This window comes from Pseudomonas sp. LBUM1671 (genome assembly GCF_059695685.1).
On the sequence record NZ_CP166782.1, the window covers coordinates 3,451,206 to 3,475,927 of the forward strand.

19 protein-coding genes and 2 pseudogenes are annotated in these 24,722 nt (G+C 62.3%); 6 read left to right on the plus strand and 15 right to left on the minus strand.

The features are described from left to right. Positions 1-43: 43 nt before the first annotated feature. Together uvrA and ACA060_RS15770 are read right to left on the minus strand one after the other, a co-directional pair. A complete protein-coding gene (gene uvrA / locus ACA060_RS15765; protein WP_497311714.1) occupies positions 44-2,680 on the minus strand; it encodes an excinuclease ABC subunit UvrA in 2,637 nt (878 codons plus the stop codon). A 180-nt stretch (positions 2,681-2,860) separates the two neighbouring features. Beyond that, a complete protein-coding gene (locus ACA060_RS15770) occupies positions 2,861-4,972 on the minus strand; it encodes a hybrid sensor histidine kinase/response regulator (protein WP_109632129.1) in 2,112 nt (703 codons plus the stop codon). Between the two features lie 272 nt (positions 4,973-5,244). Between ACA060_RS15770 and ACA060_RS15775 the strand changes: the two are divergent. Further along, a pseudogene (locus ACA060_RS15775) lies at positions 5,245-5,359 on the plus strand (flavin reductase family protein); the annotation flags it as partial. A 123-nt stretch (positions 5,360-5,482) separates the two neighbouring features. Here the strand turns inward: ACA060_RS15775 and ACA060_RS15780 are convergent. The 8 genes from ACA060_RS15780 to ACA060_RS15815 all read right to left on the minus strand — a co-directional run bounded on the left by ACA060_RS15780 (position 5,483) and on the right by ACA060_RS15815 (position 14,335). Continuing rightward, positions 5,483-6,142: a DUF799 domain-containing protein gene (locus tag ACA060_RS15780; protein ID WP_109632130.1), complete on the minus strand. Its 660-nt coding sequence runs from the start codon at positions 6,140-6,142 to the stop codon at positions 5,483-5,485. Further along, positions 6,139-6,480 carry a DUF4810 domain-containing protein gene (locus ACA060_RS15785; RefSeq protein ID WP_497318264.1) on the minus strand — a complete coding sequence of 114 codons (342 nt, stop codon included), beginning with the start codon at positions 6,478-6,480 and terminating at the stop codon, positions 6,139-6,141. The genes ACA060_RS15780 and ACA060_RS15785 overlap by 4 nt, the downstream gene beginning before the upstream one ends. 60 nt (positions 6,481-6,540) lie before the next feature. Beyond that, the gene (locus ACA060_RS15790) at positions 6,541-7,215 is read right to left on the minus strand and encodes a CsgG/HfaB family protein (protein WP_497318266.1); all 675 of its coding nucleotides are present in this window, start codon (positions 7,213-7,215) and stop codon (positions 6,541-6,543) included. A 432-nt stretch (positions 7,216-7,647) separates the two neighbouring features. After that, on the minus strand, positions 7,648-10,725 hold the full coding sequence (locus ACA060_RS15795) for an error-prone DNA polymerase (protein ID WP_497311715.1): 3,078 nt from the start codon (positions 10,723-10,725) through the stop codon (positions 7,648-7,650). Continuing rightward, a complete protein-coding gene (locus tag ACA060_RS15800) occupies positions 10,722-12,137 on the minus strand; it encodes a Y-family DNA polymerase (protein WP_497311716.1) in 1,416 nt (471 codons plus the stop codon). The genes ACA060_RS15795 and ACA060_RS15800 overlap by 4 nt, the downstream gene beginning before the upstream one ends. A 7-nt stretch (positions 12,138-12,144) precedes the next feature. Continuing rightward, positions 12,145-12,762, minus strand: a complete 618-nt coding sequence (gene imuA / locus ACA060_RS15805; protein WP_033061610.1) for a translesion DNA synthesis-associated protein ImuA — start codon at positions 12,760-12,762, stop codon at positions 12,145-12,147. Further along, a complete protein-coding gene (lexA, locus tag ACA060_RS15810; RefSeq protein WP_497311717.1) occupies positions 12,762-13,379 on the minus strand; it encodes a transcriptional repressor LexA in 618 nt (205 codons plus the stop codon). Before lexA ends, imuA begins: the two co-directional genes overlap by 1 nt. Before the next feature lie 38 nt (positions 13,380-13,417). Further along, on the minus strand, positions 13,418-14,335 hold the full coding sequence (locus ACA060_RS15815; protein ID WP_497311718.1) for a LysR family transcriptional regulator: 918 nt from the start codon (positions 14,333-14,335) through the stop codon (positions 13,418-13,420). Positions 14,336-14,438: 103 nt separating this feature from the next. Here ACA060_RS15815 and ACA060_RS15820 point away from each other — a divergent pair, with 103 nt between their 5' ends. Beyond that, positions 14,439-16,181, plus strand: coding sequence for an amidohydrolase (locus tag ACA060_RS15820; protein ID WP_497311719.1), 1,743 nt, complete (start codon positions 14,439-14,441; stop codon positions 16,179-16,181). A 108-nt stretch (positions 16,182-16,289) separates the two neighbouring features. Then, positions 16,290-17,027 carry a TorF family putative porin gene (locus ACA060_RS15825; protein WP_497311720.1) on the plus strand — a complete coding sequence of 246 codons (738 nt, stop codon included), beginning with the start codon at positions 16,290-16,292 and terminating at the stop codon, positions 17,025-17,027. Positions 17,028-17,099: 72 nt separating this feature from the next. On the opposite strand, the pseudogene ACA060_RS15830 reads toward ACA060_RS15825, so the two are convergent. The 4 genes and pseudogenes from ACA060_RS15830 to ACA060_RS15845 form a co-directional block, all read right to left on the minus strand. Beyond that, a pseudogene (locus ACA060_RS15830) lies at positions 17,100-17,345 on the minus strand (UTRA domain-containing protein); the annotation flags it as partial. Positions 17,346-17,375: 30 nt separating this feature from the next. Next, complete coding sequence (locus tag ACA060_RS15835) at positions 17,376-18,497, minus strand: NAD(P)/FAD-dependent oxidoreductase (RefSeq protein ID WP_497311721.1); 1,122 nt, start codon at positions 18,495-18,497, stop codon at positions 17,376-17,378. Positions 18,498-18,513: 16 nt separating this feature from the next. Beyond that, positions 18,514-19,827: an MFS transporter gene (locus tag ACA060_RS15840; protein WP_497311722.1), complete on the minus strand. Its 1,314-nt coding sequence runs from the start codon at positions 19,825-19,827 to the stop codon at positions 18,514-18,516. A gap of 336 nt (positions 19,828-20,163) precedes the next feature. Beyond that, positions 20,164-20,952, minus strand: coding sequence for an SDR family oxidoreductase (locus ACA060_RS15845; RefSeq protein WP_497311723.1), 789 nt, complete (start codon positions 20,950-20,952; stop codon positions 20,164-20,166). A 154-nt stretch (positions 20,953-21,106) separates the two neighbouring features. Between ACA060_RS15845 and ACA060_RS15850 the strand changes: the two genes are divergently transcribed. The 3 genes from ACA060_RS15850 to ACA060_RS15860 all read left to right on the plus strand — a co-directional run bounded on the left by ACA060_RS15850 (position 21,107) and on the right by ACA060_RS15860 (position 23,755). Then, positions 21,107-22,273 carry an iron-containing alcohol dehydrogenase gene (locus tag ACA060_RS15850; RefSeq protein ID WP_497311724.1) on the plus strand — a complete coding sequence of 389 codons (1,167 nt, stop codon included), beginning with the start codon at positions 21,107-21,109 and terminating at the stop codon, positions 22,271-22,273. A gap of 12 nt (positions 22,274-22,285) precedes the next feature. Continuing rightward, positions 22,286-22,600 (plus strand): NIPSNAP family protein, encoded by a 315-nt coding sequence (locus tag ACA060_RS15855; RefSeq protein WP_083376488.1) that lies wholly within the window; start codon positions 22,286-22,288, stop codon positions 22,598-22,600. A 171-nt stretch (positions 22,601-22,771) separates the two neighbouring features. Further along, positions 22,772-23,755 carry a cyclase family protein gene (locus ACA060_RS15860; RefSeq protein ID WP_497311725.1) on the plus strand — a complete coding sequence of 328 codons (984 nt, stop codon included), beginning with the start codon at positions 22,772-22,774 and terminating at the stop codon, positions 23,753-23,755. Here the strand turns inward: ACA060_RS15860 and ACA060_RS15865 are convergent. Then, positions 23,748-24,677 carry a LysR family transcriptional regulator gene (locus tag ACA060_RS15865; protein WP_109632155.1) on the minus strand — a complete coding sequence of 310 codons (930 nt, stop codon included), beginning with the start codon at positions 24,675-24,677 and terminating at the stop codon, positions 23,748-23,750. The two genes, ACA060_RS15860 and ACA060_RS15865, sit on opposite strands and share 8 nt — an antisense overlap. Positions 24,678-24,722: the final 45 nt, after the last annotated feature.

Below are 24,722 nucleotides of genomic sequence, written 5' to 3' on the forward strand. Positions count from 1 at the left end.
AGCGGGCTTGCTCGCGAAGAAGCCAGCAAAACCACCAGACCTCTCAAGCTACGCCTAAGGTCCTGGCCAGGAACGGGGCCGTTCGGCTCTTCTTGCTCTTGGCCACTTTCTGCGGCGTGCCGGCAACGACGATCTTCCCGCCCTGATCCCCCGCCCCCGGCCCGATATCGATCACCCAGTCACTCTGCGCAACCACACGCATTTCATGCTCGACGACAATCACCGTGTGCCCCGCCACCACCAGCGTATTCAACTGTTCAAGCAGCCGGTCAACGTCCCGGGGATGCAAACCGGTGGTCGGTTCATCGAGCACATACAAGGTCGCGCCACGCTGGTTACGTTGCAACTCGGTTGCCAGTTTGATGCGCTGGGCTTCGCCCCCCGAGAGTTCCGTGGCCGGCTGACCGAGGCGCAGATAACCCAGGCCGATGTCGCGCAGCACTTCCAATGAACGACGAATGCCCGGTTGCTCGGCGAAAACCTCAACCGCTTCGTCCACCGTCAACTGCAACACTTGGGCAATGGTCAAACCTTGCCAGGTGATCGCCAGCGTCTCGGGGTTGTAGCGAGCGCCATGGCAGGTCGGGCACGGCGCATAGACGCTGGGCATGAACAGCAACTCAACGCTGACAAACCCCTCGCCTTCGCAGGTCGGGCAACGGCCCTTGGCGACGTTGAAAGAGAACTGGCCGGCGTCGTAACCCTCGGCTTGTGCCTGGGGTGTGGCGGCGTACAACTTGCGCACGTTATCGAACAGCCCCGTGTAAGTCGCGAGGTTCGAGCGCGGCGTGCGGCCGATGGGTTTCTGATCGACCTGCACCAGGCGCTTGATCGATTCCAGCCCTGCCGTCACCTGACCGCCGCTGACTTGCGGTGCATCGTCCTCAAGGCTCAGCTCTTCAGGCTCGCTGGCATCGGTGCCGCGCCCCAGATGCGCACCGACCAATTCCAGCAACGCCTGGCTGACCAGGCTTGATTTGCCGGAACCGGAAACACCGGTCACCGAGGTAAAACACCCCAAGGGAAACTCGACGCTGAGGTCGTTCAGGTTATTGCGCGTGATGCCTTCCAGGCGCAGCCAATCGGTCGGCTTGCGGCTGGTTCTGACATCGGTGACCTGCTTGGCGAACAAGTAGGCGCGGGTCTGGGAGTCCTTGATTTCCGCCAGTCCCTGGGGCGGTCCGCTGTAGAGGATCCGTCCACCATGCTCACCCGCCGCCGGGCCGACATCGATCAACCAGTCCGCGCGACGCATGGTTTCCAGATCGTGCTCGACCACAAATAGCGTGTTGCCCGCCGCCTTCAAGCGTTGCAGCGCTTCGAACAGCGCTTCGCCATCCGCCGGGTGCAGACCCGCCGATGGCTCATCCAGCACGTAGATCACGCCGAACAACTGCGAACCCAATTGAGTGGCCAGTCGCAGCCGCTGCAATTCGCCGGATGACAGCGTTGGCGTGCTGCGCTCCAGGGCCAGATAACCGAGGCCCAGGTCGGTCAAAGTGCTGACCCGCTCCAGTAAATCCTGAGCGATCCGTTGCGCGGCCAGCCGCTTTTCAACCGACAGGTTTGGCGTATGCCGCACATCCGGCGCGTTGGCATGCCCCCTGGCGCCGTGGGCTACACGCTGTTCACGGGCCTCGCGGGTCTGGCTGTGAGTCAACACTTCGCCCGCCTCGTCAACCTGTTCCAGGTAACTGTGCGCCGCCACCGGTTTCAACACCTCGGCCACTTGCAGCAACGGCATTTGCGACAGCTCGCCGATGTCATAACCGGCAAAGGTCACCGACAACGCCTCGCGCTTGAGCCGTTTGCCGTCGCACAACGGGCACGGGCTGCCGAGCATGAATTGCGCGACGCGTTTCTTCATCAGCGCACTTTGCGAGTGGCTGAAGGTGTGCAGGATGTAACGTCGGGCGCCGGTGAAGGTGCCCTGATAGCTGGGCTCCATTTTGCGTTTGAGCGCGACTCTGGTTTCTTCCGGGGTGAGCCCGGCATACACCGGGACGGTCGGCGTTTCCTCGGTGAAGAGGATCCAGTCACGCTGCTTTTTCGGCAGCTCGCGCCAGGGTTTATCGACGTCGTAGCCCATCGTCACGAGGATGTCGCGCAGGTTCTGTCCTTGCCACGCCGTGGGCCAGGAAGCCACCGCACGCTGGCGGATGGTCAGGCTCGGGTCGGGGACCATCAGGGCTTCGGTGACTTCATAGACCCGACCCAGACCATGACATTCGGCGCAGGCGCCTTGAGGCGTATTGGGCGAGAAGTCCTCGGCATACAGCATCGGCTGGCCCGGCGGATAGCTGCCCGCCCGGGAGTACAGCATGCGGATCAGGCTCGACAGCGTTGTCACGCTGCCCACCGAAGAGCGCGTACTCGGTGTGCCGCGCTGCTGTTGCAGGGCCACGGCCGGTGGCAGGCCTTCGATGGAATCGACGTCCGGCACGCCGACCTGGTCAATCAGCCGCCGCGCATACGGCGCCACGGATTCGAAATAGCGACGTTGTGCTTCGGCATACAGGGTCGAGAACGCCAGTGATGACTTGCCCGAACCCGAGACGCCGGTGAACACCACCAGGGCGTCCCGTGGAATGTCGACGTCAATGTTCTTGAGGTTGTGTTCCCGGGCACCGCGTACCCGGACCATGCCGGAAGGAGGGTTGGAGGTGCGCTTTGACGTCATCGGGAGCCCTTGATAAATAACTGAAAAAATATAAAACCCATGTGGGAGCGAGCCCTGTGGCGAGGGGATTTATCCCCGTTGGACTGCGCAGCGGTCCGATTTTCAGGGGCCGCTTCGCGACCCAACGGGGATAAATCCCCTCGCCACAGGGCTCGCTTGTATATTTAGACTTGAAGGTGGTCAGCCGCTGAGGACGGTACGGATCATGTGCATCAGCGCTTCGGGCCCATAGGGTTTGCTCAGCAGATGGGTATCCGGGCTAAGTTGGTGATTGCGCGAAATGATGTCCCGGGTGTGGCCGGAGGTAAAGAGCACCGCCACCGGAGGATTTTGCACCTTGGCCCAGGCCGCCAGGTCCGAGCTTTTGATCAGGCCGGGCATGACCACGTCGGTGAAAATCAGGTTTACCGATACGCCCTCCAGCAACATCTGCATCGCCTGGTCGCCGTTGGCCGCGGTCAGGACCTGATAGCCCTCTTCGCGCAGCAGCTCCACCGCCGAGCTGCGCACCGCTTCGTTGTCCTCGACCACCAGAATGGTTTCGTGCCCGCCCCGTTGGGGTAAATATCGCAGCGTCGTTTCAGTCGGCAACGCGTGCAAGCTGCGCGGAAAGTAGAGCTGTACCCGAGTGCCCTGCCCGACCTCGCTGGAGATGTCGATGTGCCCGCCGCTCTGTTTGACGAAGCCGAACACCATGCTCAATCCCAACCCCGTGCCCTGGCCGTCACCCTTGGTGGTGAAGAACGGCTCGAACGCCTGCCCGAGCACTTCGGGCGACATGCCGGCGCCGGTGTCAGCCACTGCGACGCGCACATAGTCGCCCGCCACGATGCCCTTGCCGACACAGAATTTACGGTCGAGCGCGACATTCTCGGCGCTCAACTCAATGGTCCCTTCGCCCTGCATCGCATCACGGGCATTGATCGCCAGGTTGAGAATGGCGTTTTCCAACTGGTTGCGATCGACGTTGATGTGCCAGGGCTCTTGCGGCACCTGCACATTGATCTGGATGGTTTCCCCCAGCGCCCGCTGCAACAACTCGCCCAGGCCTTCGAAGATCTGCTGTGGATCGCACACCGCCGGCGACAACGGTTGGCGCCGGGCAAACGCGAGCAGTTGCGACGACAGTTTGGCGCCCCGTTCGACGGCCGCAATCGAAGCGCTGACCCGGCGCTGCACATTGGCGTTATCCGGCTCATGCCGCGCCAGCAAGTGCAGGTTGCCGGCGATCACCTGCAGCAAATTATTGAAATCGTGGGCCACGCCGCCGGTGAGGCCGCCGATGGCTTCGAGTTTCTGTGATTGGCGCAATTGTTCTTCAGCCGCCAGCCGCGCGTCGACTTCATCAGCCACGCGCTGTTCCAGGTTGCGGGTGAATTTGAGCAAGGATTCTTCAGCAATCTTGCGTTCGTGAATGTCGATCAACACGCCGGGGAAGCGGAACGGCTCGCCCTGCTCGTTGAACTCGCAGCAGCCGCTCGCCTGCACCCACAGATAGCTGCCGTCGGGTCGCAGAACCCGGTACTCGGCATTAAAGGGCTCGCCGGTGGCCACCGATTGATTGACTTGTTCCTGGACCCAACTGCGGTCGTCAGCGTGAATCTTGGCTTCAGCGATGTCGGTAGGAAGGTCGGCGAGGTTCTGCTCGGAGGGGTAGGAAAAAGTCCGGGCGAAGCGCTCGTCGCCGGACAGTACATTTCCCTTGATGTCCCAGACGAACGAGCCGAGTAACGCCCCGGCATTGAGCGCCAGGCGCACCCGTTCGTTGTCGGCGCGATAGGCGTCTTCGGCTTCCTGGCGTCGGCGTTCGGAAATCACATGTTCAGTGGTTTCAACGACCATCGCCATGACCCCGCCCGGGCAACCTTCATCATTGGCGACCGGGCTGTAATAGAGGTCGAGCCAAACGTCTTCGGGGACCCCGTTGCGCAGCAACTCCAGCTCTTTATTGCGATAGGACAAGGTGCCGCCCGCCAGACAGGTATCGACCACATGACGATTGAACTCAGCCACTTCCGGCCAGCCCAGCTCCACCGGAGCACCCAGCAGATAAGGATGGCGGCCACCGGCAAATTGCGAGTAGGCGTCGTTATAGATCATGTAACCCGCCCGCCCCCAGAGCATCACCATCGGCAGTGGCGACGCGAGCATCAGCTGCACTGTGCTGCACAGGCTGGCGGGCCAGGCGTCGATGTTTCCAAGCTCGGTCTGGCTCCAGTCGAACGCGCGGATGCGCCCGGCCATTTCACCGTTCCAGCCGGCACACCCGTGGCTATCAGATAGAAACTGCATCGACTGGCTTTATGTCCCTTTGATTGGCTGGCTTGCGGAATCGCAACGACGAGAGGACGACGCGGGCCCGTTTGTTTCGAGCACTACCGACGCCAATGGTTTCATAGAGATTAGCCGATTCTTGATCTGCAGATTTGTTGTGTACTTGCCGGACAAAGAACCCTGCAGTTGCGTTGTGGCGAGGGGATTTATCCCCGTTCGGCTGCGAAGCAGTCGTGAAGTCGGAGTATGCGGTGTGTCATACAAAATGTGTTTATCGATTTTGGGGCTGCTTCGCTCCCAGCTTCGATGAGTTGACGACTGCGGGGCTGACGGCGATTGCCGGGGCCACGGTCAAACTGCCCACGGATCGGCGAGGCGCCGGTGGCGTTGGAGTGTCGGCGGATGCACCGGAGGGGAATGGTTTGGCCTGTCACCAAGTAGACGAAACTCGCCACAGGAAGCAGCCCCACACAGGGAGCCGTTCACAGGAAGCACCTCACTACAGGAGCTTCCTTAAACAGACCGGGTTCAGTCAGTACCGTATTTCGGCGAACGCGGTCCATACAGCAAGCCCGCCGGTTGCCCCGCCGACAGCAGCCGCGCACTGGTCACACCGGCAATCGGGTGGCCGGCGTCGGTGGAGCTGTTGATCACTTGCTTGACCGCGGCGGTAATCAGCATGCCAACCAGACCACCGCCACCGTTGTTGCCGCCCTCTTCGCTCGACGCCCGGGCCGAGCCGGTCCACAGGGTGGTGCCGCTCTTGAGGTCCACCAGTTTCGCGGTGGCGGTCACCACGGTTTCGCTGCTGATGATCAGGTAGCGCGTGCCGTAGTCGGTCACGGTGATGTACAGCGCCGCGTCGGCACCGAAGATTTCCTGCAGCTTGTTGGCCGGTGCCTGATGAATGTCCGCCGGTGTGGTCAGGCCATTCTGGCGGAATGTCTCATCGACCAGGGTGATCGGCAGCACGTAGTAGCCGGCTTCCGCCAACGGGTACGTGACCTGCGACAACATGCTGTAGGACGCCTTGACGTCCGGCGAGTTGTTCAGCGGCGGCAGCACCAGAATGGTTTTCGGACGGGCTTGCTTGTACGCCGAATAGTCCACGGTCTTGGGGCTGACGCAGCCGCCGAGCACGGCCAGCGCCAGCAACCCGACCAGCAGTTTCAATGCGCGCGCGATCATTGGGTGTCTCCGGTCTTGGCGTTTTTAAGCAGAAAATCCATGTACGGCGTCGACTCGGGAAACAGGGTTTTCTCGGTCCTGAACTGCTGCACCATCTGATCGTCCTTGCCCATGCTCAGGTACAACAGACCCAGGTGAGCGTGGTAGCCGGGCGGTGGCGTCTTGCCGGTCGACCGGATCTTCTGCAGGTCGCGTTCCAGCGCTTCGGCCTGGGCTTCCTTGGGTTCTTCACCCTTGAAGTACTCGTAGACTTCCGGCTGGTAGCTTTCCCACTGATAAAGGGTTTTCGGGCCGGCGCAACCGCCCAACAGGCCACTGACCAGCAATGTCGACGCCATCAGCGCCCACGATACATACGTCTTGAACATGCTTTTACCGCTCCTTGTCATCAACCTTGATCAGTTACCTGGTTTCCATGCCCCGGCGTTCATGCCGTCCACCAGGCGGTTGATCGCCTCGCGCATGGCCAGGTCGAGCACTTTGCCGTTGAGGGTCGAATCGTAGGCAGCGGTGCCACCGAAGCCGATGATTTCACGGTTGGACAAGGCGTACTCGCCCGCGCCCTGAGTCGAATAAACCACTTCGGAAGTGCTGATGTTGACAATGTTTAGGTTGACCTTGGCGTAGGCAACTTGGGTCTTGCCGCGACCAAGAATGCCGAACAGCTGGTGATCGCCGGTTTCTTTGCGCCCGAACTCGGTGACATCACCGGTGACCACAAAGTCTGCACCCTTGAGGCGCTGGGACTGGCCCTTGATTGCGGCTTCCTGCTGGATCTCGCCCATGTTGTCGCGGTCCAGCACGCTGAAGCGGTTGGTTTGCTGCAAGTGAGTGATCAGGATGGTCTTGGCCTGACCGCCGAGGCGATCCACGCCGTCGGAGAAGATGCCGCGCATGTAGCTCGAACGGTTGTCGAACTTGCCGACTGCCATCGGTACGCGAACACCGGCATAGGCCACGCTGGCGCTTTCGACTTTGGCGACCGGCAAGGCGCGCGAGCTTTCGGTGGCGCACCCGGCCATGCTGCCCAAAAGGGCAATCGCTGCCGCCGACACCAACATCCGAGAGATCATTCTCACTGTGCATTCCTTCTGAAAAAACGGTTTATCCCGGCACGGCAATAGCCAGCCGCTGCGGGGGGCAGCGGCGAAAAAAGCGAGGGGGAGTCGAATCGATAATCGACGTGCTGGACGTCGACGGCCGGCATTATGCCAAAGTGCCATCATCGTGGACAGTGTTTAATTTTTTATTGGCGCCAGTTGCTTGACCTGTGATCAGCGGGTTCTTTGGCATGTGGATTCTTTGGCAAACAGGGCTTTTGTGGCGAGGGGGCTTGCCCCCGTTCGGCGGCGCAGCCGTCGTGAAACCGGTTTATGCGGTGAGTCATAAGAAATGCGTTGCCAGCTTTGGGGCCGCTTAGCAACCCAACGGGGGCAAGCCCCCTCGCCACAGAAACCCTGTTTGCCATGGAGGTCCGTTTGACACAGAAGCTGCCTTGCCACCCGTCAGTGGAAATCCCGGCTGCGTACGCTGATGCCATCCAGCAAAGGACTCAGGTCGCTCAGGCGTCCGGCAATCAGGTGTCGCACCTCGCCTTCCTTTTCCCAGCGGCCATCGACCTTGAGCAATTGCGAGCCGACGAGGACTTTTCGCTGCCGGTCGGCGAGGTCGCGCCAGACGATGACGTTGATGTTGCCGAACTCGTCTTCCAGGGTGACAAAGGTCACGCCACTGGCCGTGCCCGGCCGTTGCCGACCTGTGACCATCCCGGCGACGCTGACCGGGCGCCCGTGTTCGACTTCCATCAGCTCTTTCGAACTGCGGCAACGCCGGGCTTTCAATTCACCGCGCAGCAACGCCAGCGGATGCGGGCCGAGGGTGGTGCCGACACTGTTGTAGTCGGCCAGCAGGTCCTCGCCCACCGTGGGTTTGGGCAGATAGATCGCAGGTTCTTCCTGGCTCGGCAGGCCGGCAAACAAACCGAGCTGCTTCTGCACCCCCGCCACTTCCCAGCGCGCCCGATGACGGTCACCCGCCAGGCCCCGCAGCGCGCCGGCATCGGCCAGTTGTTCCTGAGCGCGGGCATCAAGTCGCGCGCGCTCTCCCAGGTCGGCGATGTCGACAAAGCCCCCCTTCGCCCTCGCCGCTTCGATGCGCCGGGCATCGTCCTCGCGAAAGCCTTTGATCATCCGCAGCCCCATGCGAATCGCCGGTTGCGCGCCGGTAATCGGTTCGAGACTGCAATCCCAGTCACTCGCGCGCACGTCCACCGGGCGAATCTGCAAATGGTGCCGGCGCGCGTCCTGCAGAATTTGGTCCGGGCTATAGAAACCCATGGGCCAGCTATTAATCAGCGCACAGGCGAAAGCTGCCGGCTCGTGGCATTTCAACCAGCAACTGGCGTAGGTCAGCAAGGCGAAACTGGCGGCGTGGGACTCGGGAAAACCGTAGCTGCCGAAGCCTTTGATCTGTTCGAAGATCTGCGCGGCGAACTCGGCCGTGTAGCCGTTTTTCTTCATCCCGGCGGCCAGGCGATCCTTGTGCGGTTCCAGTCCGCCGTGGCGTTTCCAGGCGGCCATGGAGCGGCGCAACTGATCGGCCTCGCCGGGGCTGTAGTCGGCGGCGACAATCGCAATCTGCATCACCTGCTCCTGAAACAGCGGCACGCCCAAGGTGCGCTTGAGCACGACTTCCAGTGCCGGGGACGGGTAAACCTCCGGTTCTTCCTTGTTACGCCGGCGCAGGTACGGGTGCACCATCCCGCCCTGAATCGGTCCCGGACGGACGATCGCCACCTCGATCACCAGGTCATAAAACTCGCGGGGCTTGAGCCTCGGCAGCATCGACATCTGCGCCCGAGACTCGATCTGGAACACGCCGATGGTGTCGGCACGGCCGATCATGTCGTAGGTTGGCGAGTCTTCGGCCGGGATCGTCGCCAGGCTCAAGTCCAGATGGCGATGACGGCGCAGCAAATCAAAACAGCGGCGGATCGCGCTGAGCATGCCCAAGGCCAGAATATCCACTTTGAGCAGCCCCACCGCGTCGAGATCGTCCTTGTCCCACTGGATGATGGTGCGCTCGGCCATGGCGGCGTTTTCCACTGGCACCAGAGTGTCCAGCGGCTGCTCGGAAATCACGAAACCGCCGGGGTGCTGGGACAGATGCCGGGGAAAACCGATCAGTTGCCCGGTCAAACTCAGCACCCGGCGCAGCACCGGGCTCTCGGGATCGAAACCGCCTTCAAGCAGGCGCTCCACGGGAGGCGTTGTATCGCTCCAGTGGCCGCAGCAATCGGCCAAAGCGTTGATCTGATCCGGCGGCAGGCCCAAGGCCTTGGCCACGTCGCGCACCGCGCCGGCCGCGTGATAGGTGCTGACCACCGCCGTGAGCGCCGCGCGGGTCCGGCCATAACGCTGGAACACGTACTGCAAGACTTCTTCGCGCCGTTCGTGTTCGAAATCGACGTCGATGTCCGGCGGTTCATTGCGCTCTTTGGAGAGAAAACGTTCGAACAACAGCGTGGTGCGATCCGGGTCGATTTCAGTGATGCCCAAGGCAAAACATACCGCCGAATTCGCGGCAGAACCCCGGCCCTGACAGAGGATTTTCTGCTCACGGGCAAACCGCACAATGTCATGCACCGTCAGGAAGTAGCTTTCATAGCCCAGCTCGGCGATCAGCTCCAGCTCCTTGTCGATCTGCACCAGCACCTTGGCTTGCGGACCGTTTGGCCAGCGCCACGCAATCCCCTCGTCGGTCAGATGCCGCAACCAGGATGTGGCCGTCTGGCCTTCCGGCACCAGCTCGCGAGGATACTGGTAACGCAACTGGCCGAGGTCGAAGGTGCAGCGCCGGGCAATGGTCAGCGTTTCATCGAGCAGCGCTTGCGGGTAGATCGATTGCAGGGCATCGAGGCTGCGCACATGCCGCTCGCCGTTCGGATGCAGGCGCAACCCGGCCTCGGCCACCGGCAGGTGATGACGGATCGCGGTCATGGTGTCCTGCAAGGCGCGCCGTCCACGGCTGTGCATGTGCACATCGCCGCTGGCCACCGCTGGAATCCGCAGTTCCCGCGCCAGTGTCAGCAGTGCGTCCAGTCGTCGGGTGTCGTCCTGTCCGCGATGCAACTGCACGGCCAGCCACAGGCCATCGGTGAACGTCTGTTTCAGCCAGTGACCGCTGGCAAAATCATCGACCGCGTCCGGCACCCACAACGCCAGCAGCCCCGGCATCGGCTCGCTGAAGTCCTCACGCAGCACCTGATATTGACCTTTCTGCGTACGGCGCCGCGCCCGGGTGATCAACCGGCACAGGCTCTGATAACCCTCAAGATTCTCCACCAGCAGCACCAGTTTCGGGCCGTCCTCGATGCGCATTTCGCTGCCGATGATCAGCGGCAACTCCACCGACCTGGCCGCTTGCCAGGCGCGGACGATGCCCGCCAGGGTGCATTCATCGGTGATCGCCAGCGCTTGATAGCCGTGCTTTTTCGCCCGCTGAAACAGCTCAAGGGCACTGGACGCACCGCGCTGGAAACTGAAGTTCGACAGGCAGTGCAGCTCCGCATACTCGACGCTCATGCGAACCAGCCTTGCAGCCACAGGGGACCGCCCTCACCCACTGCACGGTAGGCCCAGCCCTGCTGGCCGGAACGGGTTTCGATCAGGTAGTAATCGCGGCGCACATCATCGCCATCCCACCAGCCGGACTCGATGCGCTCCGGCCCCATGAGGATCCGCGTCGAGCCTTCGTGTACGGCTTGCGGCTCGGTCAGCAACCAGCCCGGACGCTGCACCCCCGCCAATCCCGCACACAGTTGATTGTCGGCCCGTGCCTGCCACGCGCACTCTGGCCGGTGATCGGCGTGGAAGCGCAAGCCATGCACCGCGTCATCGCCGAGCCGTGCGCGCAAGCGTTCGCGCAGTTGCTCCCAGGGCAAGGACTGCTGCGGACGGTCGTCAAACAGTTCCTGACGTTGCGGGACGAAGCTCGGCAGGTCTTCGGCGCGCAACCGAAAACCGCGCACCGGGGCCTCGACCTGGACCTGTTCCAGCCGCCCCCGGGCCAGTTCGAAGAGCATCGCCGGATCGCGCTCGGCGCTGAGCAGGCCGACCTTGATCACCGTGTCCGGCAAGCCGGCGTGCTCCAGGTGCAGGTCGAAACGCTGCACGCCACTGTCGCGGCCGCAGAGGAAGGCCGACAGATCGCCGGTCAAACGACGTAAGGGAAACAGCAGCGCCTGATGCGATTGCACATCGAAGTTGAGCTCGATGCGCACATCAAACCGGTCCGGCGGCAGGTAGAACGCCAGCGCCAACCGCCGCTCGCCGAACAGCGCATCCAGATGCTTGAGCACCTGCGCCTCGAACCGTCGCGCCAGGCTATTGCGCGGCAACGCCTGCACCTGATTCAAGGTGCGCAACCCCATGCGCGACAACGCCGTGGCCACCGCCGGTTCCAGGGCAACCCGGTCGACAGGCAACTGCCCCAGGTGATAGCGCAAGGCTTGATCGTCCGGCACCACCAGTCCGTCATACACGTTGGCCAACACCCGCGCGGCCACCGGGTTGGGCGCGGCGACGATGCGGTGACGGAAGCCAAGCTCGCCGAGCTCGGTACGCAACCGCGCCTCGAACTGCGGCCAGGACCCGAACAATCCCAGGCTGGATTCAATTTCAAACACCACGGCGCGCGGGTAATGCACGCTGACCTGGGAGCTGAAGCGATAGGCCCACGCCGCCAGGAACTGCTGCCAGTGTTCGATCTCGGCGACGTCGTATTCAGCCGTGACAAAACCTTTGCTCAAGGCCTGGGCGGCGGTCATCGACTGCCCCGGACGCAAGCCCAGTGCCCGCGCCGGAGCGTTGACCGCTTGCAGCACCCGGCGCTGTGCCGGACCGGTCAGCAGCGCCAACGGTTCATCGGGATCGGGGCGCTGACGCAGTACCGCGTCCAGCGCCAATTGCGGGAAGAGAATGCAGACCCAGCGCATGGCAACCTCAATGCCCCACAGGGAAGGCAATCGGCGCCGAACGGGCCAACCCGCCCCGGCACTTGAGCACGCGCAACTGTGCAGGCCGGGCATCGATGGCGATGCGCAGGGCCGCGGGCGAAGGGTTGATGGCTTCGTTGATCGAGCGATAGGCGAACGCCAGGGTCGAGCCGGTTTCCGCCGCCACCTGCAAGCGTCGCAACGCGCGGTCATCGGCCTTGTGCGGCCAGCACAGCACCGCACCGCAACTGCCCGAGCGCAGGCATTGTTCCGCCGCCCACAGCGCATCGCGCTCGCTGGCCTGGATGATCGACAACTGGCGCAGATCGACCCCGGCGTTCTGCCAGGCCTGGGGATACGGCACGTAAGGCGGCGCCACCAGCACAATGCGTTCGCCCGCCGCCGACAGCCGCGCCAGCGCCGGCCACACCAGCTGCAACTCGCCAACGCCCTGCCCGGCCAGGAGGATTTCCGTCAGGGCCGCTTCCGGCCAACCGCCGGTGGGCAACGCCGCGTCCAGCGCGGCATGCCCGGTGGGTTGCGGGCTGACCGCCGGTGGCGCAGGCCGGCCCTTCCAGACCTGGCCGCCATTGAACAGCGTATCCAACGCAACGACGGCGCCCATCACCCTTGCCTCACCAGACCGCAGAACACCCCTTCGATGGCCAGGTCTTGAGTGGCCTCGACAATGATCGGCTGATAGGCCGGGTTGCGTGGCAGCAACCGGACAACGTCGCCGACCCGTTCGAAACGCTTGATGGTCACTTCGCCGTCGAGCCGCGCCACCACGATCTGGCCGTTGAGCGCCTCGGGATTGCGGTGCACGCCCACCAGGTCGCCGTCGAGAATGCCGTCCTCGATCATCGAATCACCCTGGACCCGCAGCATGTAGTCCGGCACCCGCGAGAAGATCGACGGATCGAGCAGCAAACGGCTGTGCACCTCGGCATCGGCACCGATCGGCGCACCCGCCGCGACCCGGCCGAGCACCGGGATGTCCAGCAACTCGGGCCGCGCCGGTTGCCCGAGCAAACGGATGCCCCGGGCCTGATGCGGGTTGACCTCGATGAATCCGGCTTCGGTCAGCGCCAGCACGTGCTTGCGCGCCACGCTGCGGGAGGCAAAACCAAACGCCTCGCTGATTTCAGCGAGGCTCGGGGACTGACCGTGCTCCGCGATTCGATCGCGGATAAAGGTCAGGATGGCAGTACGGCGGGGGGTTAAAGTCGTCATAGAGTACACTTGTACTCTTTCGGCTTTTTTCTGGCAAGGACCGCCAGTCAGCTCAAGCCACGAGACGCCAGGAACCCTGCGATGTAATCGATGAACGCCAGCACTTTCGCGGTTGCCCGCCGATGACTGGGGTACACCGCCAGGATGTACGAGCCGAAGCTGTCGGGATCGATGGCGTAATCGGCCATCACCCGCACCAGCCGCCCGTCGGCGATGTACGGCGCAGCGCTCCACAGCGGCGTGTGCAGCAAGCCGCGCCCGGCCAGTGCGTTGGCCAGCAGCAAGTCGTAATTGTCGCTGCGCAACCGCGGTGACTGCGGTTGCGCCAGGCTCAAACGTTGCCCGTCGCGTTCGGCCCACCAGAATTCGCGGCTGAGCAACGGATGGCGGTAGAGCAGCCATTCGTGGTCATCGAGGGTGTCCGGCGTGACCGGCAACCCCTTGCGCGCCAGATAATCAGGGCTGGCGCACAACGCCAGCCGATTGCTGCCGACGACGCGGGCAATCAGCCCCGGCAAATCGTCATGCCCCTCGCGCAACGCCAGGTCGTAGCCGCTTTCCAGCAGGTTGACGAACTCATCGCACAAATCCACTTGCAGGTTGATCTGCGGATATTGCTCCAGAAAACCGCCGCACACCTGATCCAGAAATGCCTGCCCATACGCCAGCGGCGCGGTGATTTTCAGGTTACCGCGCAGACCATGCTGCAACTGCTCGATTTCCTCGCCGGCCTCGTCCAGCCGCTGTAAGACCTGGCGCGCGGTTTCCAGATACAGACGACCGGATTCGGTCAGCAAAATCCGCCGGGTGCTGCGCTCGAACAACCGGGCGCCGAGCTCCGCCTCCAGATGATTGACCGCTTTGGTCAGGGCCGACGGGGTCTTGCCCAGTTGCTCGGCGGCGCGGCTGAAACTGCCCAGTTGCGCGGTGACCACAAACATTTTTAATGCACCCAACTTGTCCATTCTTTTTCCATTCAGGCAAAAACGTTTTTCATGAGCGAGGCGTTCTGCTGGCCGTGACAAGCCACTAATCTGGCCATCAGACGCAATAACAAGGAAACATTCAATGAAAAGATTCATTCCGAATCTATTGGTGGCCGCCGTCAGTTTTGCCTCGATGGAAGCCATGGCCGCCGCCGATCTGGTGCTGATCAATGGCAAGATTTTCACCGCCGACCGCGCCCAACCGAAGGTGCAGGCGTTGGCGGTACAGGACGGCAAAGTGCTGCAAGTCGGCAGCGATGCGCAGATCAAGGCCCTGATCGCGTCGGACACCCAAGTCGTCGACCTCGGCGGAAAGGCCCTGATGCCCGGCCTGATCGACAGCCATTCCCACGCGGTTTTCGGCGGCCTGGAAATGGTCTCGGCCAACATGGCAGACGAGGTGGTCGCCCTCGACGAACTGGAAAAACGCCTGAAAGCCTGGCGCGATGACGGCAAGGCCCGGCATGGCGATGTGTTGAGCGTGGCCGGCATGAGTTCGACTTATTGGGCCCAGGCCGAAGCCCTTGGCAAGAAATTCAACAGTGGCGAATGGGCCAAGGTGCCCGTGGTGTTCACCGGCAGCGATCACCACACCGCGTGGGCCAACAACGTGATGCTCGAACGCGCCGGGATTGATGCGGCGCTGCTCAAGTCATTGCCGGACGCCGAGAAAGACACCATCGGCAAACTCGCCGATGGCAGCCCCAACGGTTTCCTGGTGGACGCCGGCTGGGATCGCGTCGCCTCGAAGATGCCGGTGCCGAGCCCCGCCGACATGTTGAAAGCCGCGCAATCCGCCGTTCGCTACAACAACAGCCTGGGCATCACCGCGTGGATGGACCCCGCCGCTAACGCCGCGCCCGGCGAGCCGGTGTTCGCGCTCAAACCCACGGAGAAAACCGTCGGCGTGCTGCCGGTGTACAAAGCCTTGGCCGAAAGCGGCGGCATGAGCGCCCACGTCGCCGCGCTGTTGGTGGCCAACCCGAAAAGCGTGCCGGCCGATCTCGACACCCTGGACAAGGTCCGCCAGCAGTTCCAGGGCATCCCGAACCTGACCTTGCCCGGGATCAAAATCTTCGCCGACGGCGTGATCGAATACCCGGCGCAGAGCGCGGCGATGATCGATCCGTACAGCAACTCGCACAAACAGGGCGAACTGTTGATCGATCCTAAGCGCTTCGGTGAACTGGTCAGCGCCATCGATCAGCGTGGCTGGCTGGTGCACATCCACGCCATCGGCGACCGCGCGGTACGTGAATCGTTGAACGGCATCGCCCAGGCGCGCAAGGATCGCCAGAGCGGTGTGACCCACTCGATCACTCACCTGCAAATGGTCAACCCGACAGAGTTCGCGCGGTTCAAACCGCTCAACGTCATCGCCTCGATGCAACTGCTGTGGGCCAGCGCCGACGAGTACACCCTGGACATGATCAAGCCGTATGTCAGCGCGCAGGCTTTCCGTTATCAGTACCCGGCGCACTCGTTGCTTAAACAGGGTGCGACCATCGCCGGTGCGAGTGACTGGGCGGTGTCTTCTCCCAATCCATGGAACGCCATGGCCCAGGCCATCACCCGGGAAGGTCCGCTGGGCGTGTTGAATGCCAATGAGCGTATTGACCGCGAAACGATGTTCTACGCCTACACCCTGAACGCTGCCCGGACCATCGGGCTGGAGAAGCAAATCGGTTCGTTGAGCCCTGGCAAGCAAGCGGATTTCATCGTGCTGGACCGCGACGTGTTCAGCGTCGACAACAAAGCCCTGCACGACACCCAGGTGCTGCAAACCTGGTTCGCCGGTCGCGAAGTCTACGCACCGACGCTCTAAGAAAAATCAGCTTCACCCGCTGCCCTGCCCCGCGTTTGTCGCCGGGGTTCGGCGCAGCCTTGCCGCAAAAAATCTGCCCATAACAATCACAATAACGGGACGCACCCCATGAAAGCTTTCACCCTGTTCGCCCTCGGTTCCTTGAGCCTTCTTCCCTTGAGCAGCCAGGCCCTGCCCTTGAATGACGACTTCGCCCTGCTGGTCGATCTGACCCTGGCCAGCGACTACCGCACCCGTGGCATTTCGCAAACCCAGAATGACCCTGCGGTGCAGGCCGGTTTGACTCTGGTGCACAGCAGCGGCCTGTACCTCGGCGCGTGGAGTTCGAACGTCGATTTCGGGGGCGGTTTGAAGACCCGACAAGAAGTCGATTACTACGCCGGCTGGCTCTGGCAAGCGACCGATGCGGTGAGCCTGGACCTTGGCTATCTCAAGTACACTTATCCAAAGGAAAGCCAGTTCAACCAGGGCGAGACCTACGCAATCCTCAGCGCTTATGGCGTGAAGCTGGCGGCCTATTACTCCGCGGATGCGCCGGGGATCGACAGCAAACAGAGCTCGCTCTACAGCTACGTTGGTTATGAAACCGAGTTGCCTTACGACACGGGCTTGAAACTGCGATACGGAAACATGGATTTCAAGGACCCGCACCTGTACACGATGTCGGGCGATGTCGAAGACTCGTACCGCGAATGGGAAGTCAAACTGTCCCACGAACTGGCCGGTGTGATGCTGGGTTTGAGTTACATAGACACTGACCTGTCGAAAAGCCAGTGCGCCGGCAACTGGGGCTTCGACGATGTGTGCAGCGCCACGGTGGTGGCAAGCATCAGCAAATCCTTCTGACCCACAGGGAATTCGGCCGTTCCCAGGAGTGAGGCGTGTCATGTAAGGCCACGGGTAAACCGCCACGGTGGGTCATGCCTGATTCCCTTTTTGCCGGTCGATCCGCAAGCGGTACTGGAAGGCATCGCCACGGTAGTAAAGGTGTTCGAAGTGCACGGGAAGGCCTGCGGCATCGTGGGTCAGGCGCTCGATGCGCATGATCGGCGAACCGGCCTCGACGTTCAGCGCCTGGGTCAGGTCGCTGTCGGCCAGCACCGCGTCGATGGCCAGGTCGGCGTGATCAAGCGCCAGGCCGCAGTCGTTTTCGAGGATCAGGAACTGGACGCAGGCTTGCCTGCGGTTAGCCGATTACGTCGTTGATGAGAACGGGAAAAGCCGTTGCACCACCCGATCGGCCAGTGCCAGGCAACTGGTGAGCCCCGGGGATTCAATGCCGAACAGGTTCACCAGCCCCGGCACGCCATGCTCGGCCGGGCCGCTGATGATGAAGTCGGCGGCGGGTTCAGTCGGGGCGGTGATTTTCGGGCGGATGCCGCTGTAGGCCGGTTGCAGGCTGCCATCGGGCAATGCCGGCCAATAGCGCCGGATCGCCTGATAGAACCCGTCGGCCCGGCGCGGGTCGACGCGGTAATCGATATGGTCGACCCATTCCACGTCGGGCCCGAAGCGCGCCTGGCCGCCGAGATCGAGTGTCATGTGCACGCCCAGCCCGGCGCTTTCCGGTGCCGGATACACTAGGTGCCGAAACGGCGCCCGGCCGCTGAAGCTGAAATAACTGCCCTTGCACCAGCGTGCCTCGGGAACGTACTGCGACGGCAAGCCTTGAATCTGGCTCGCCACCTCAGGCGCGGACAACCCGGCGCAATTGATCAGCTCGCGACAGGTCAAGGTCATCGGCTGTGCGCCGCCCATGTGCAATTCGAAACCCTGTTCGATGCAACGGGCGGACACCAACGGTGTGTGGAAGGCAATTGAAGTGCCCGAGGCTTCAGCGTCTGCCTGAAGCGCCAGCATCAACGCATGGGAATCGACGATCCCGGTGGACGGCGACCAGAGCGCGGCGACGCAGGACAGCGCCGGTTCAAGTGACTGCGCCTGCCCGGCGTCCAGCCATTGCAAGTCATCGACGCCATTGCGCCGGCCCTGCTCCAACAATGTCTGCAAGGCCGCGCACTGGCTTTCATCCGTGGCCACAATCAGCTTGCCCAGGCGCTGGTAATCGACACCGCGCTCATCGCAAAAGGCGTACAGGCGCTGCTTGCCTTCCACGCACAATTGCGCTTTCAGGCTGCCGCTCGGGTAATAGATGCCGGCGTGGATCACTTCTGAATTGCGCGAACTGATGCCCACGCCAATCCCCTCGCCGGCTTCGATCAGGACCACTTCACGCCCGCTTTGGGCCAGCGCCCTGGCCACCGCCAGGCCCACCACGCCGGCCCCGATCACCACGCATTCGATATCGACGCTCACCTGCCCTCCGCTCATGTCAAGCCAGCCCCCGCTCCCGATAATCGATCAGGCTGGAGAATATCGCCAGCAGCATGGCCATGACCACGAAGAAGATCAGCACCAGGAAATACGACCCGGTGAACTGCACAATCAGCCCGATCAGGATCGGCACGATCACCCCGGCCATGTTGCCGCAGAAGTTCATGGTGCCCGCCAGCACGCCGGTTTTCGAGGTGCCGCCGAGAATCGACGGAATGCACCAGTACATGCCGCACCAACGAATGAAAAACATCGCCACGCAGAGCAGGCCGATCGCCTTGCCGGCCTCATTGGTATAGGCCACCGCCAGCATGCACAGCGCCGCAACCAGCGCTGAGCCGCTGAACATGCTGCGCATCACCAGATTGGGCGAGGCGCCGCTGGTTTTCCATTTATCGCCCAGATACCCGCCCACCAGTTCGCCGACGAAACCGCACATAAAGATGAGGAAGGTCGCGCCGCCCATGCTGGAAATGTTCAGGCCGTGGGTCTGGTGCAGGTAGCTCGGCATCCAGGTCAGCAAACCGTAGAACACGCTGAGAATGCAGCAGTAACCGGCGAACATGGCCAGCACCGAACGGTCCTTCAGCAGTTCTTTGAGAGGGATGCTGGTCACCGCACCGGGTTGGCTGACTTTGATATTGCCCTCGGTGATGTGCGCCAGTTCCGCCGCGTTGACACCGGGGTGTTCGCTGGGATGGTTGCGGATGTATTTCCAGGCCAGCACACCGGCAAGCATGGTGCCGATACCGGCGATGACGAAGGCGATACGCCAGGAATCGAACCAGCCGATCAGCCCGGCAATGATGATTGCGCCGAAGGCACTGCCCAACGGCGCGCCGCCATCGACCAGCACCGCGCCGCGTCCGCGTTCGTTGGGGGTCAGCCAGGCGCCGTTGAGCTTGGCCCCGGCCGGCATGATTGGCGACTCGGCGATACCCAGGCCCATGCGCGTGATCATCAGCGTGATCCAGTTGTGCGCACCGGCGGCCAAGGCCTGGAAGGCGCCCCAGGCAACGGTCGCGATGACAATGACGCGGCGGGTCTGAAAGCGGTCCAGCAGCATGCCGCCGGGAATCTGCATCAACGCGTAGGACCAGAAAAATGCGCTGAGCATCAAGCCTTCCAGCGCGGGCGGGATCTGGAATTCACTGGAAATCAGCGGCAAGGCCACCGACAGCGAAGCGCGGTCGATGTAGTTGATGGCGGTCAGCAGCAACATGATGAGGAAGATCCGCCAGCGCACGCTGGTGGGACGTTCGGTGGCAGACGCGGCGGACAGCCGCAGGGTTTCGGCACTCGGATTGTTCATGAGGGGCGCTCTTGTTGTTGTGGGTGCAAGCGGCCCAATACCTGTCAGTCATGGTTCTGAATACTGCATTCCCCTGTGGGAGCGACCTGTGGTGAGGGGATTTATCCCCGTTGGGTCGCGAAGCGGCCCTGAAAATTTTGGCTGCAACATAGATTTTTACGACTGCTTCGCAGCCGAACGGGGATAAATCCCCTCACCACAGAGGTCCGCGCCCACAGGTTTTGCGTTTTGACTGATCAAGTATTGGGCAAGCGGTCCCACTCTAATCACGCGCCGTCGGGGTGAATAATGATGGGATCTGATTGGGGGATCACCAAACGTCATCCCCCGAAAAGATCAGAACGTCCCGGGGTAACTGCCGCCGTCCAGCAACAGGTTCTGCCCGGTGAGGAATCCGGCGTTGGCGCTGCAGATGAACGCACAGTAGGCGCCGAACTCATCGGGTTGGCCGAAGCGCTGGGCCGGCACGTGCTTGCGCCGCTGCTCGCTGATGCTTTCGACGCTGGTGCCATTGGCCTCGGCGGCAGCGCTCAGGGTCTTGTGCAAACGCTCGGTCTCGAACGGCCCCGGCAGCAGATTGTTGATCGTCACGTTGTGCCCGGCCAGCCGCGACTGGCGTGCAAGCCCGGCGATGAAACCGGTCAGGCCGCTGCGTGCGCCATTGGACAGGCCCAGCACATCGATCGGCGCCTTCACCGCGCCGGAGGTAATGTTGACGATGCGCCCGAAACCCCGCTCGGCCATGCCATCGACGCAGGCCTTGATCAGCTCGATGGGTGTGAGCATGTTGGCATCCAGCGCCTTCAGCCAGTCTTCGCGCTGCCAGTCTCGGAAGTCGCCCGGTGGCGGGCCGCCGGCGTTGTTGATCAGGATGTCTACCTGCGGACATGCCGCCAGAACCTGCTCGCGCACTGCGGTCGTGCTGATGTCCCCGGCCACCGTGCGCACTTCGATGCCCGGCGCCAGGCTGCGCAATTCTGAAGCCGCAGCTTGCAACGTTTCGTCGCCCCGGGCGTTGATCACCAGGTTGACGCCCTCCTTCGCCAAGGCCCGTGCACACGCCAATCCCAAGCCCTTGCTGGCGGCGCAGACGATGGCCCAGCGACCCGAAATACCCAAATCCATGACGGTGCTCCTGACAGTTGGAAAACCTCACGTTACCACCGCGAACCGCCTCGCTGGGGGATGACAAAGGGTGATCGGCGGATCAGACCTTTTCATTATCGGCCGTCTCCCTCGCTTATTACTGTCTGCGGACCAATAAGAACCGGAGAAACCCATGAACCCGTTCCAGTTTTATTTCCCCACCACCTTGAAGAGCGGCAATGGCCTGGTGCGTCAGGCCGGTGCATTGCTCAAGCCCCATGTTCGAAAAAAACTGCTGGTGGTCACCGATGCAGGGTTGATGGCGTCGGGCGTGATGGAAGGTTTTTTTGCCTCGCTGGCCGAAAGCGACATCGGCTATGAAGTGTTTTCCGGCGTCGAACCCAACCCCACCACCGACGTGCTGGAACGCGCCGTGGCCTTCCTGAAAAACCACGACTGCGACTCGGTGATCGGCGTCGGTGGCGGCAGCAGCATCGACACTGCCAAGGGTGTGGCGGCCATGGCCACCAACCCCGGCAACATCCTCGACTACGAGGGCTACGACAAACTGCTGCACCCGCCCCTGCCGATCTTCGCGATCCCGACCACCTCCGGCACCGGCAGCGAATGCACCGCCTCCACTGTGTTCACCAACACCAAGACCCTGTTCAAAACCGTGATCATCAGCCCGGCGCTGTTTCCGAAACTGGCGATTCTCGACGCCGAGCTGACGCTCAAACTGCCGCCGTCGATCACCGCCGCCACGGGCATGGACGCCTTGACCCACGCCATCGAATCCTACGTCTCGAAGCAGGCCAACCCGGTCAGCCAGGCCCTGGCGTTGCAAGCGATCAAGATGATCTGCACCCACCTGCCAAAAGCCTTTTTCACAGGTTCCGACCTGCACGCACGTGAACAGATGCTCCTCGGTTCTTTCCTCGCCGGGGTCGCGTTCGCCCAATCGAAACTGGGCAACGTGCATGCGATCTCCCACACCTTCGGCGGCGTCTTCAACATTCCCCATGGCATCGCCAACGCCACGCTGCTGCCCTACGTCATCGAATACAACCTGGCCGCCTGCCCGGAACTGTTTCGCGAAATCGCCATTGCCATGGGCGAAGACGTCGACGGCCTGAGCCCTGCCTGCGCCGGACACAAAGTGGTGGAGCACGTGGTGGCGCTGAACAAGGCCATCGGCATTCCCGACACCATCAAGGACCTGGGCGTGGACCTGGAATACATGCCGCAAATGGTCAGCGACTCGATGCGCAGCGGCAACGTGCTGGTCAACCCACGCCTGACCACCGCCACCGACATCGAACGAATCATCAGCAACGCCTGGCACGGCATTCACTCCTGAGAGACGACTCCCATGTTCTACGAAATGCGCACCTACACGATTCAAATCGGAAAAATGCAGACCTACCTCAAGCACTTCGAAGAGGCCGGGCTGCCGGTGATCTCCCGCTACACCACGCTGGTGGGCTGGTGGTACACCGAAATCGGCGAGCTGAATCAGGTGATCCACATCTGGGCCTACGAGAGCCTCGATGACCGGATCAACAAACGCGCGGCGTTGTATCAGGATCCGGACTGGCTTGAAGGTTTTGTGCCGAAGGCGTTCCCGATGCTGGAAAAGATGGAATCGAAACTGCTGATCGCCGCTGATTTCTCACCCATCAAATAACCCCCTGCACGGACCCGACAGGCAACACAAAAAACCTGTGGGAGCGGGCTTGCCCGCGATAGCGGTATGTCAGACGCAACAATGTCGACTGACACTCCCTCATCGCGGGCAAGCCCGCTCCCACAGGGACTGTGTCGGCCTGCCGAATCTGCTCAAACCAAGGACAACCTCATGTGCGACCACAACACCAACAACACCGCCGCCGACCGTTCTCCCGACATCAAGGCCTTGCTCGAAGGCCTGCCCACCAACTGGGGCAAATGGGGCCCGGACGATGAAGTCGGTGCCCTGAATTACCTGCAAAGCGCTGAAATCCTGCGCGGTATCGCCTCGGTCCGCCAAGGCAAGACCTTCACCCTGCAAGTGCAGATCGGCCATCCCAAGGGCGAGCCGTTGTGGCCCGGCCGACGTCCTTCGATGCGCGTCAATGTGCTGGACAAAGGCCACTTCCTCGCTGGCAAGACCCACTTCGACGGCCACGTGGAATACGCCGACGACGTGATCTTCATGCACCTGCAAGGCTCGACCCAATACGATGCGCTGGGCCACGTCTGGCACGACAACAAGCTGTGGAACGGCTACGACGCCATGAGCACCATCGGCAGCATGGACAAGGCCAGCATCCTGCCGATTGCCGAGCGCGGGATTGTCGGGCGGGCGGTGCTGATCGACATGGCGCGCCATCGCGGCAAGTCCGTGCTGGACAAGGGCGAGACCTTCAACCACCTCGACCTGCTGGCCGCTGCAACGGCGCAAGGCATCGAGATCCAGAAGCGCGACATCCTGATCATCCGCACCGGCTGGATCGGTTCGTTCTACGAGCGTGAGCCTGAGGAGTTCTACAAGGACTTCGCCGAGCCGGGCCTGACCTTCAGCCGTGAGTTGGTGGAGTGGTTTCACCAGATGGAAATCCCCAACCTGGTCACCGACACCATGGCCAACGAAGTGGCGGTCGACCCGACCACAGGCGTGCTGATCCCGCTGCACAACGCCTTGATGCGCAATCTTGGCGTGACCTTCACCGAAGTGGCGTTGCTCGACGACCTGGCCAGCGATTGCGCCGAAGACGGCCAGTGGCAGTTCCTCTACACCGCCGCGCCGCTGAAGATCGTGGGCGGGACTGGTGCGCCGGTGAACCCGATCGTGATCAAGTAATCAAGTCCTGCTTCAGTTCGTTGATCAGCAGGGTCGCCGCCGGAGACAAGTCGGCGCCGGCCCGGCTGATCACGCCATAAGGCTCAATCAACGCGCGCATGGACACCGGCAATTTCACCAGCAAATCGTGTTGCTCGCAGAATTGCGCGACTTCCACCGGGATCACTGCCAACAAGGTCGGATCCTGCTGCACCAGCAGAATGGTGGCGAAGGTCGATGAGGTTTCCAGCGGATAACGCGGAATCTCCAGCCCCGCCTCATTCAACTCACGCTCCAGCGCCTGGCGCATCGGCATGTCCTTGGGGTAAACCACCCAGCGGTAATCGCTCAACTGCGACAGCTGCAACGACTCGGCACGGGCCAGCGGATGGTCCTTGCTGGCGACCACCGCCAAGGGCTCTTCGCTGAGTTCGATGCAGTCGTAGGCGTCCGAACGCTGGCCGACGCTGGTGCGACAGATCGCCAGGTCCAGCCGCCCCTGGTCCAGCAACCCGAGCAACGTGGCGCTGGTGTTTTCCACCAGTTCCACGGACAACTCCGGCTGTTTGAGGCGCAACTCAGTCAGGGCCCGGGTCAGCAACGGCACCGCGCCCATAATCACGCCGACCGACAGCCGCCCGCCCTGGCCCTGCATGATGCTGAGCATCTCTTCGCGCAGGTGCTCGACATCGCTGTAGATCAACCGCGCATAACGAATCATGCAACGGCCCATTTCATTGGCGACCAGGCCTTTGGGCTGGCGTTCGAACAGCGGCATGCCGAGCAACGACTCGACCTCGTGCAACGCCTTGGTGGCGCCGGACTGGGAAATCGAGATCTGCTCGGCGGCCTTGTGCAACGAGCCTCGATCGTCCAGCGCGATCAGCAACCGCAGTTGTTTGAGTCGAAGGCGAGAAGCGATGCTGCCAAGGGAAGGAACCATGTCGGTGTGTGCTCGATTCAATGGACAATTCCGTCAAGGCCCACG

What these genes read in the sequence shown, in the direction of transcription:
- ACA060_RS15820 (WP_497311719.1), top strand. Translation starts at nt 14,439, where the DNA reads ATGAAAAGATTCATTCCGAATCTATTGGTGGCCGCCGTCAGTTTTGCC.
- ACA060_RS15785 (WP_497318264.1), bottom strand. Translation starts at nt 6,480, where the DNA reads ATGGCGTCGACATTGCTGGTCAGTGGCCTGTTGGGCGGTTGCGCCGGC.
- ACA060_RS15795 (WP_497311715.1), bottom strand. Translation starts at nt 10,725, where the DNA reads ATGAGCGTCGAGTATGCGGAGCTGCACTGCCTGTCGAACTTCAGTTTC.
- uvrA (WP_497311714.1), bottom strand. Translation starts at nt 2,680, where the DNA reads ATGACGTCAAAGCGCACCTCCAACCCTCCTTCCGGCATGGTCCGGGTA.
- ACA060_RS15855 (WP_083376488.1), top strand. Translation starts at nt 22,286, where the DNA reads ATGTTCTACGAAATGCGCACCTACACGATTCAAATCGGAAAAATGCAG.
- ACA060_RS15865 (WP_109632155.1), bottom strand. Translation starts at nt 24,677, where the DNA reads ATGGTTCCTTCCCTTGGCAGCATCGCTTCTCGCCTTCGACTCAAACAA.
- ACA060_RS15850 (WP_497311724.1), top strand. Translation starts at nt 21,107, where the DNA reads ATGAACCCGTTCCAGTTTTATTTCCCCACCACCTTGAAGAGCGGCAAT.
- ACA060_RS15770 (WP_109632129.1), bottom strand. Translation starts at nt 4,972, where the DNA reads ATGCAGTTTCTATCTGATAGCCACGGGTGTGCCGGCTGGAACGGTGAA.
- imuA (WP_033061610.1), bottom strand. Translation starts at nt 12,762, where the DNA reads ATGGGCGCCGTCGTTGCGTTGGATACGCTGTTCAATGGCGGCCAGGTC.
- ACA060_RS15845 (WP_497311723.1), bottom strand. Translation starts at nt 20,952, where the DNA reads ATGGATTTGGGTATTTCGGGTCGCTGGGCCATCGTCTGCGCCGCCAGC.
- ACA060_RS15815 (WP_497311718.1), bottom strand. Translation starts at nt 14,335, where the DNA reads ATGGACAAGTTGGGTGCATTAAAAATGTTTGTGGTCACCGCGCAACTG.
- ACA060_RS15825 (WP_497311720.1), top strand. Translation starts at nt 16,290, where the DNA reads ATGAAAGCTTTCACCCTGTTCGCCCTCGGTTCCTTGAGCCTTCTTCCC.
- ACA060_RS15800 (WP_497311716.1), bottom strand. Translation starts at nt 12,137, where the DNA reads ATGCGCTGGGTCTGCATTCTCTTCCCGCAATTGGCGCTGGACGCGGTA.
- ACA060_RS15790 (WP_497318266.1), bottom strand. Translation starts at nt 7,215, where the DNA reads ATGATCTCTCGGATGTTGGTGTCGGCGGCAGCGATTGCCCTTTTGGGC.
- ACA060_RS15780 (WP_109632130.1), bottom strand. Translation starts at nt 6,142, where the DNA reads ATGATCGCGCGCGCATTGAAACTGCTGGTCGGGTTGCTGGCGCTGGCC.
- ACA060_RS15860 (WP_497311725.1), top strand. Translation starts at nt 22,772, where the DNA reads ATGTGCGACCACAACACCAACAACACCGCCGCCGACCGTTCTCCCGAC.
- ACA060_RS15840 (WP_497311722.1), bottom strand. Translation starts at nt 19,827, where the DNA reads ATGAACAATCCGAGTGCCGAAACCCTGCGGCTGTCCGCCGCGTCTGCC.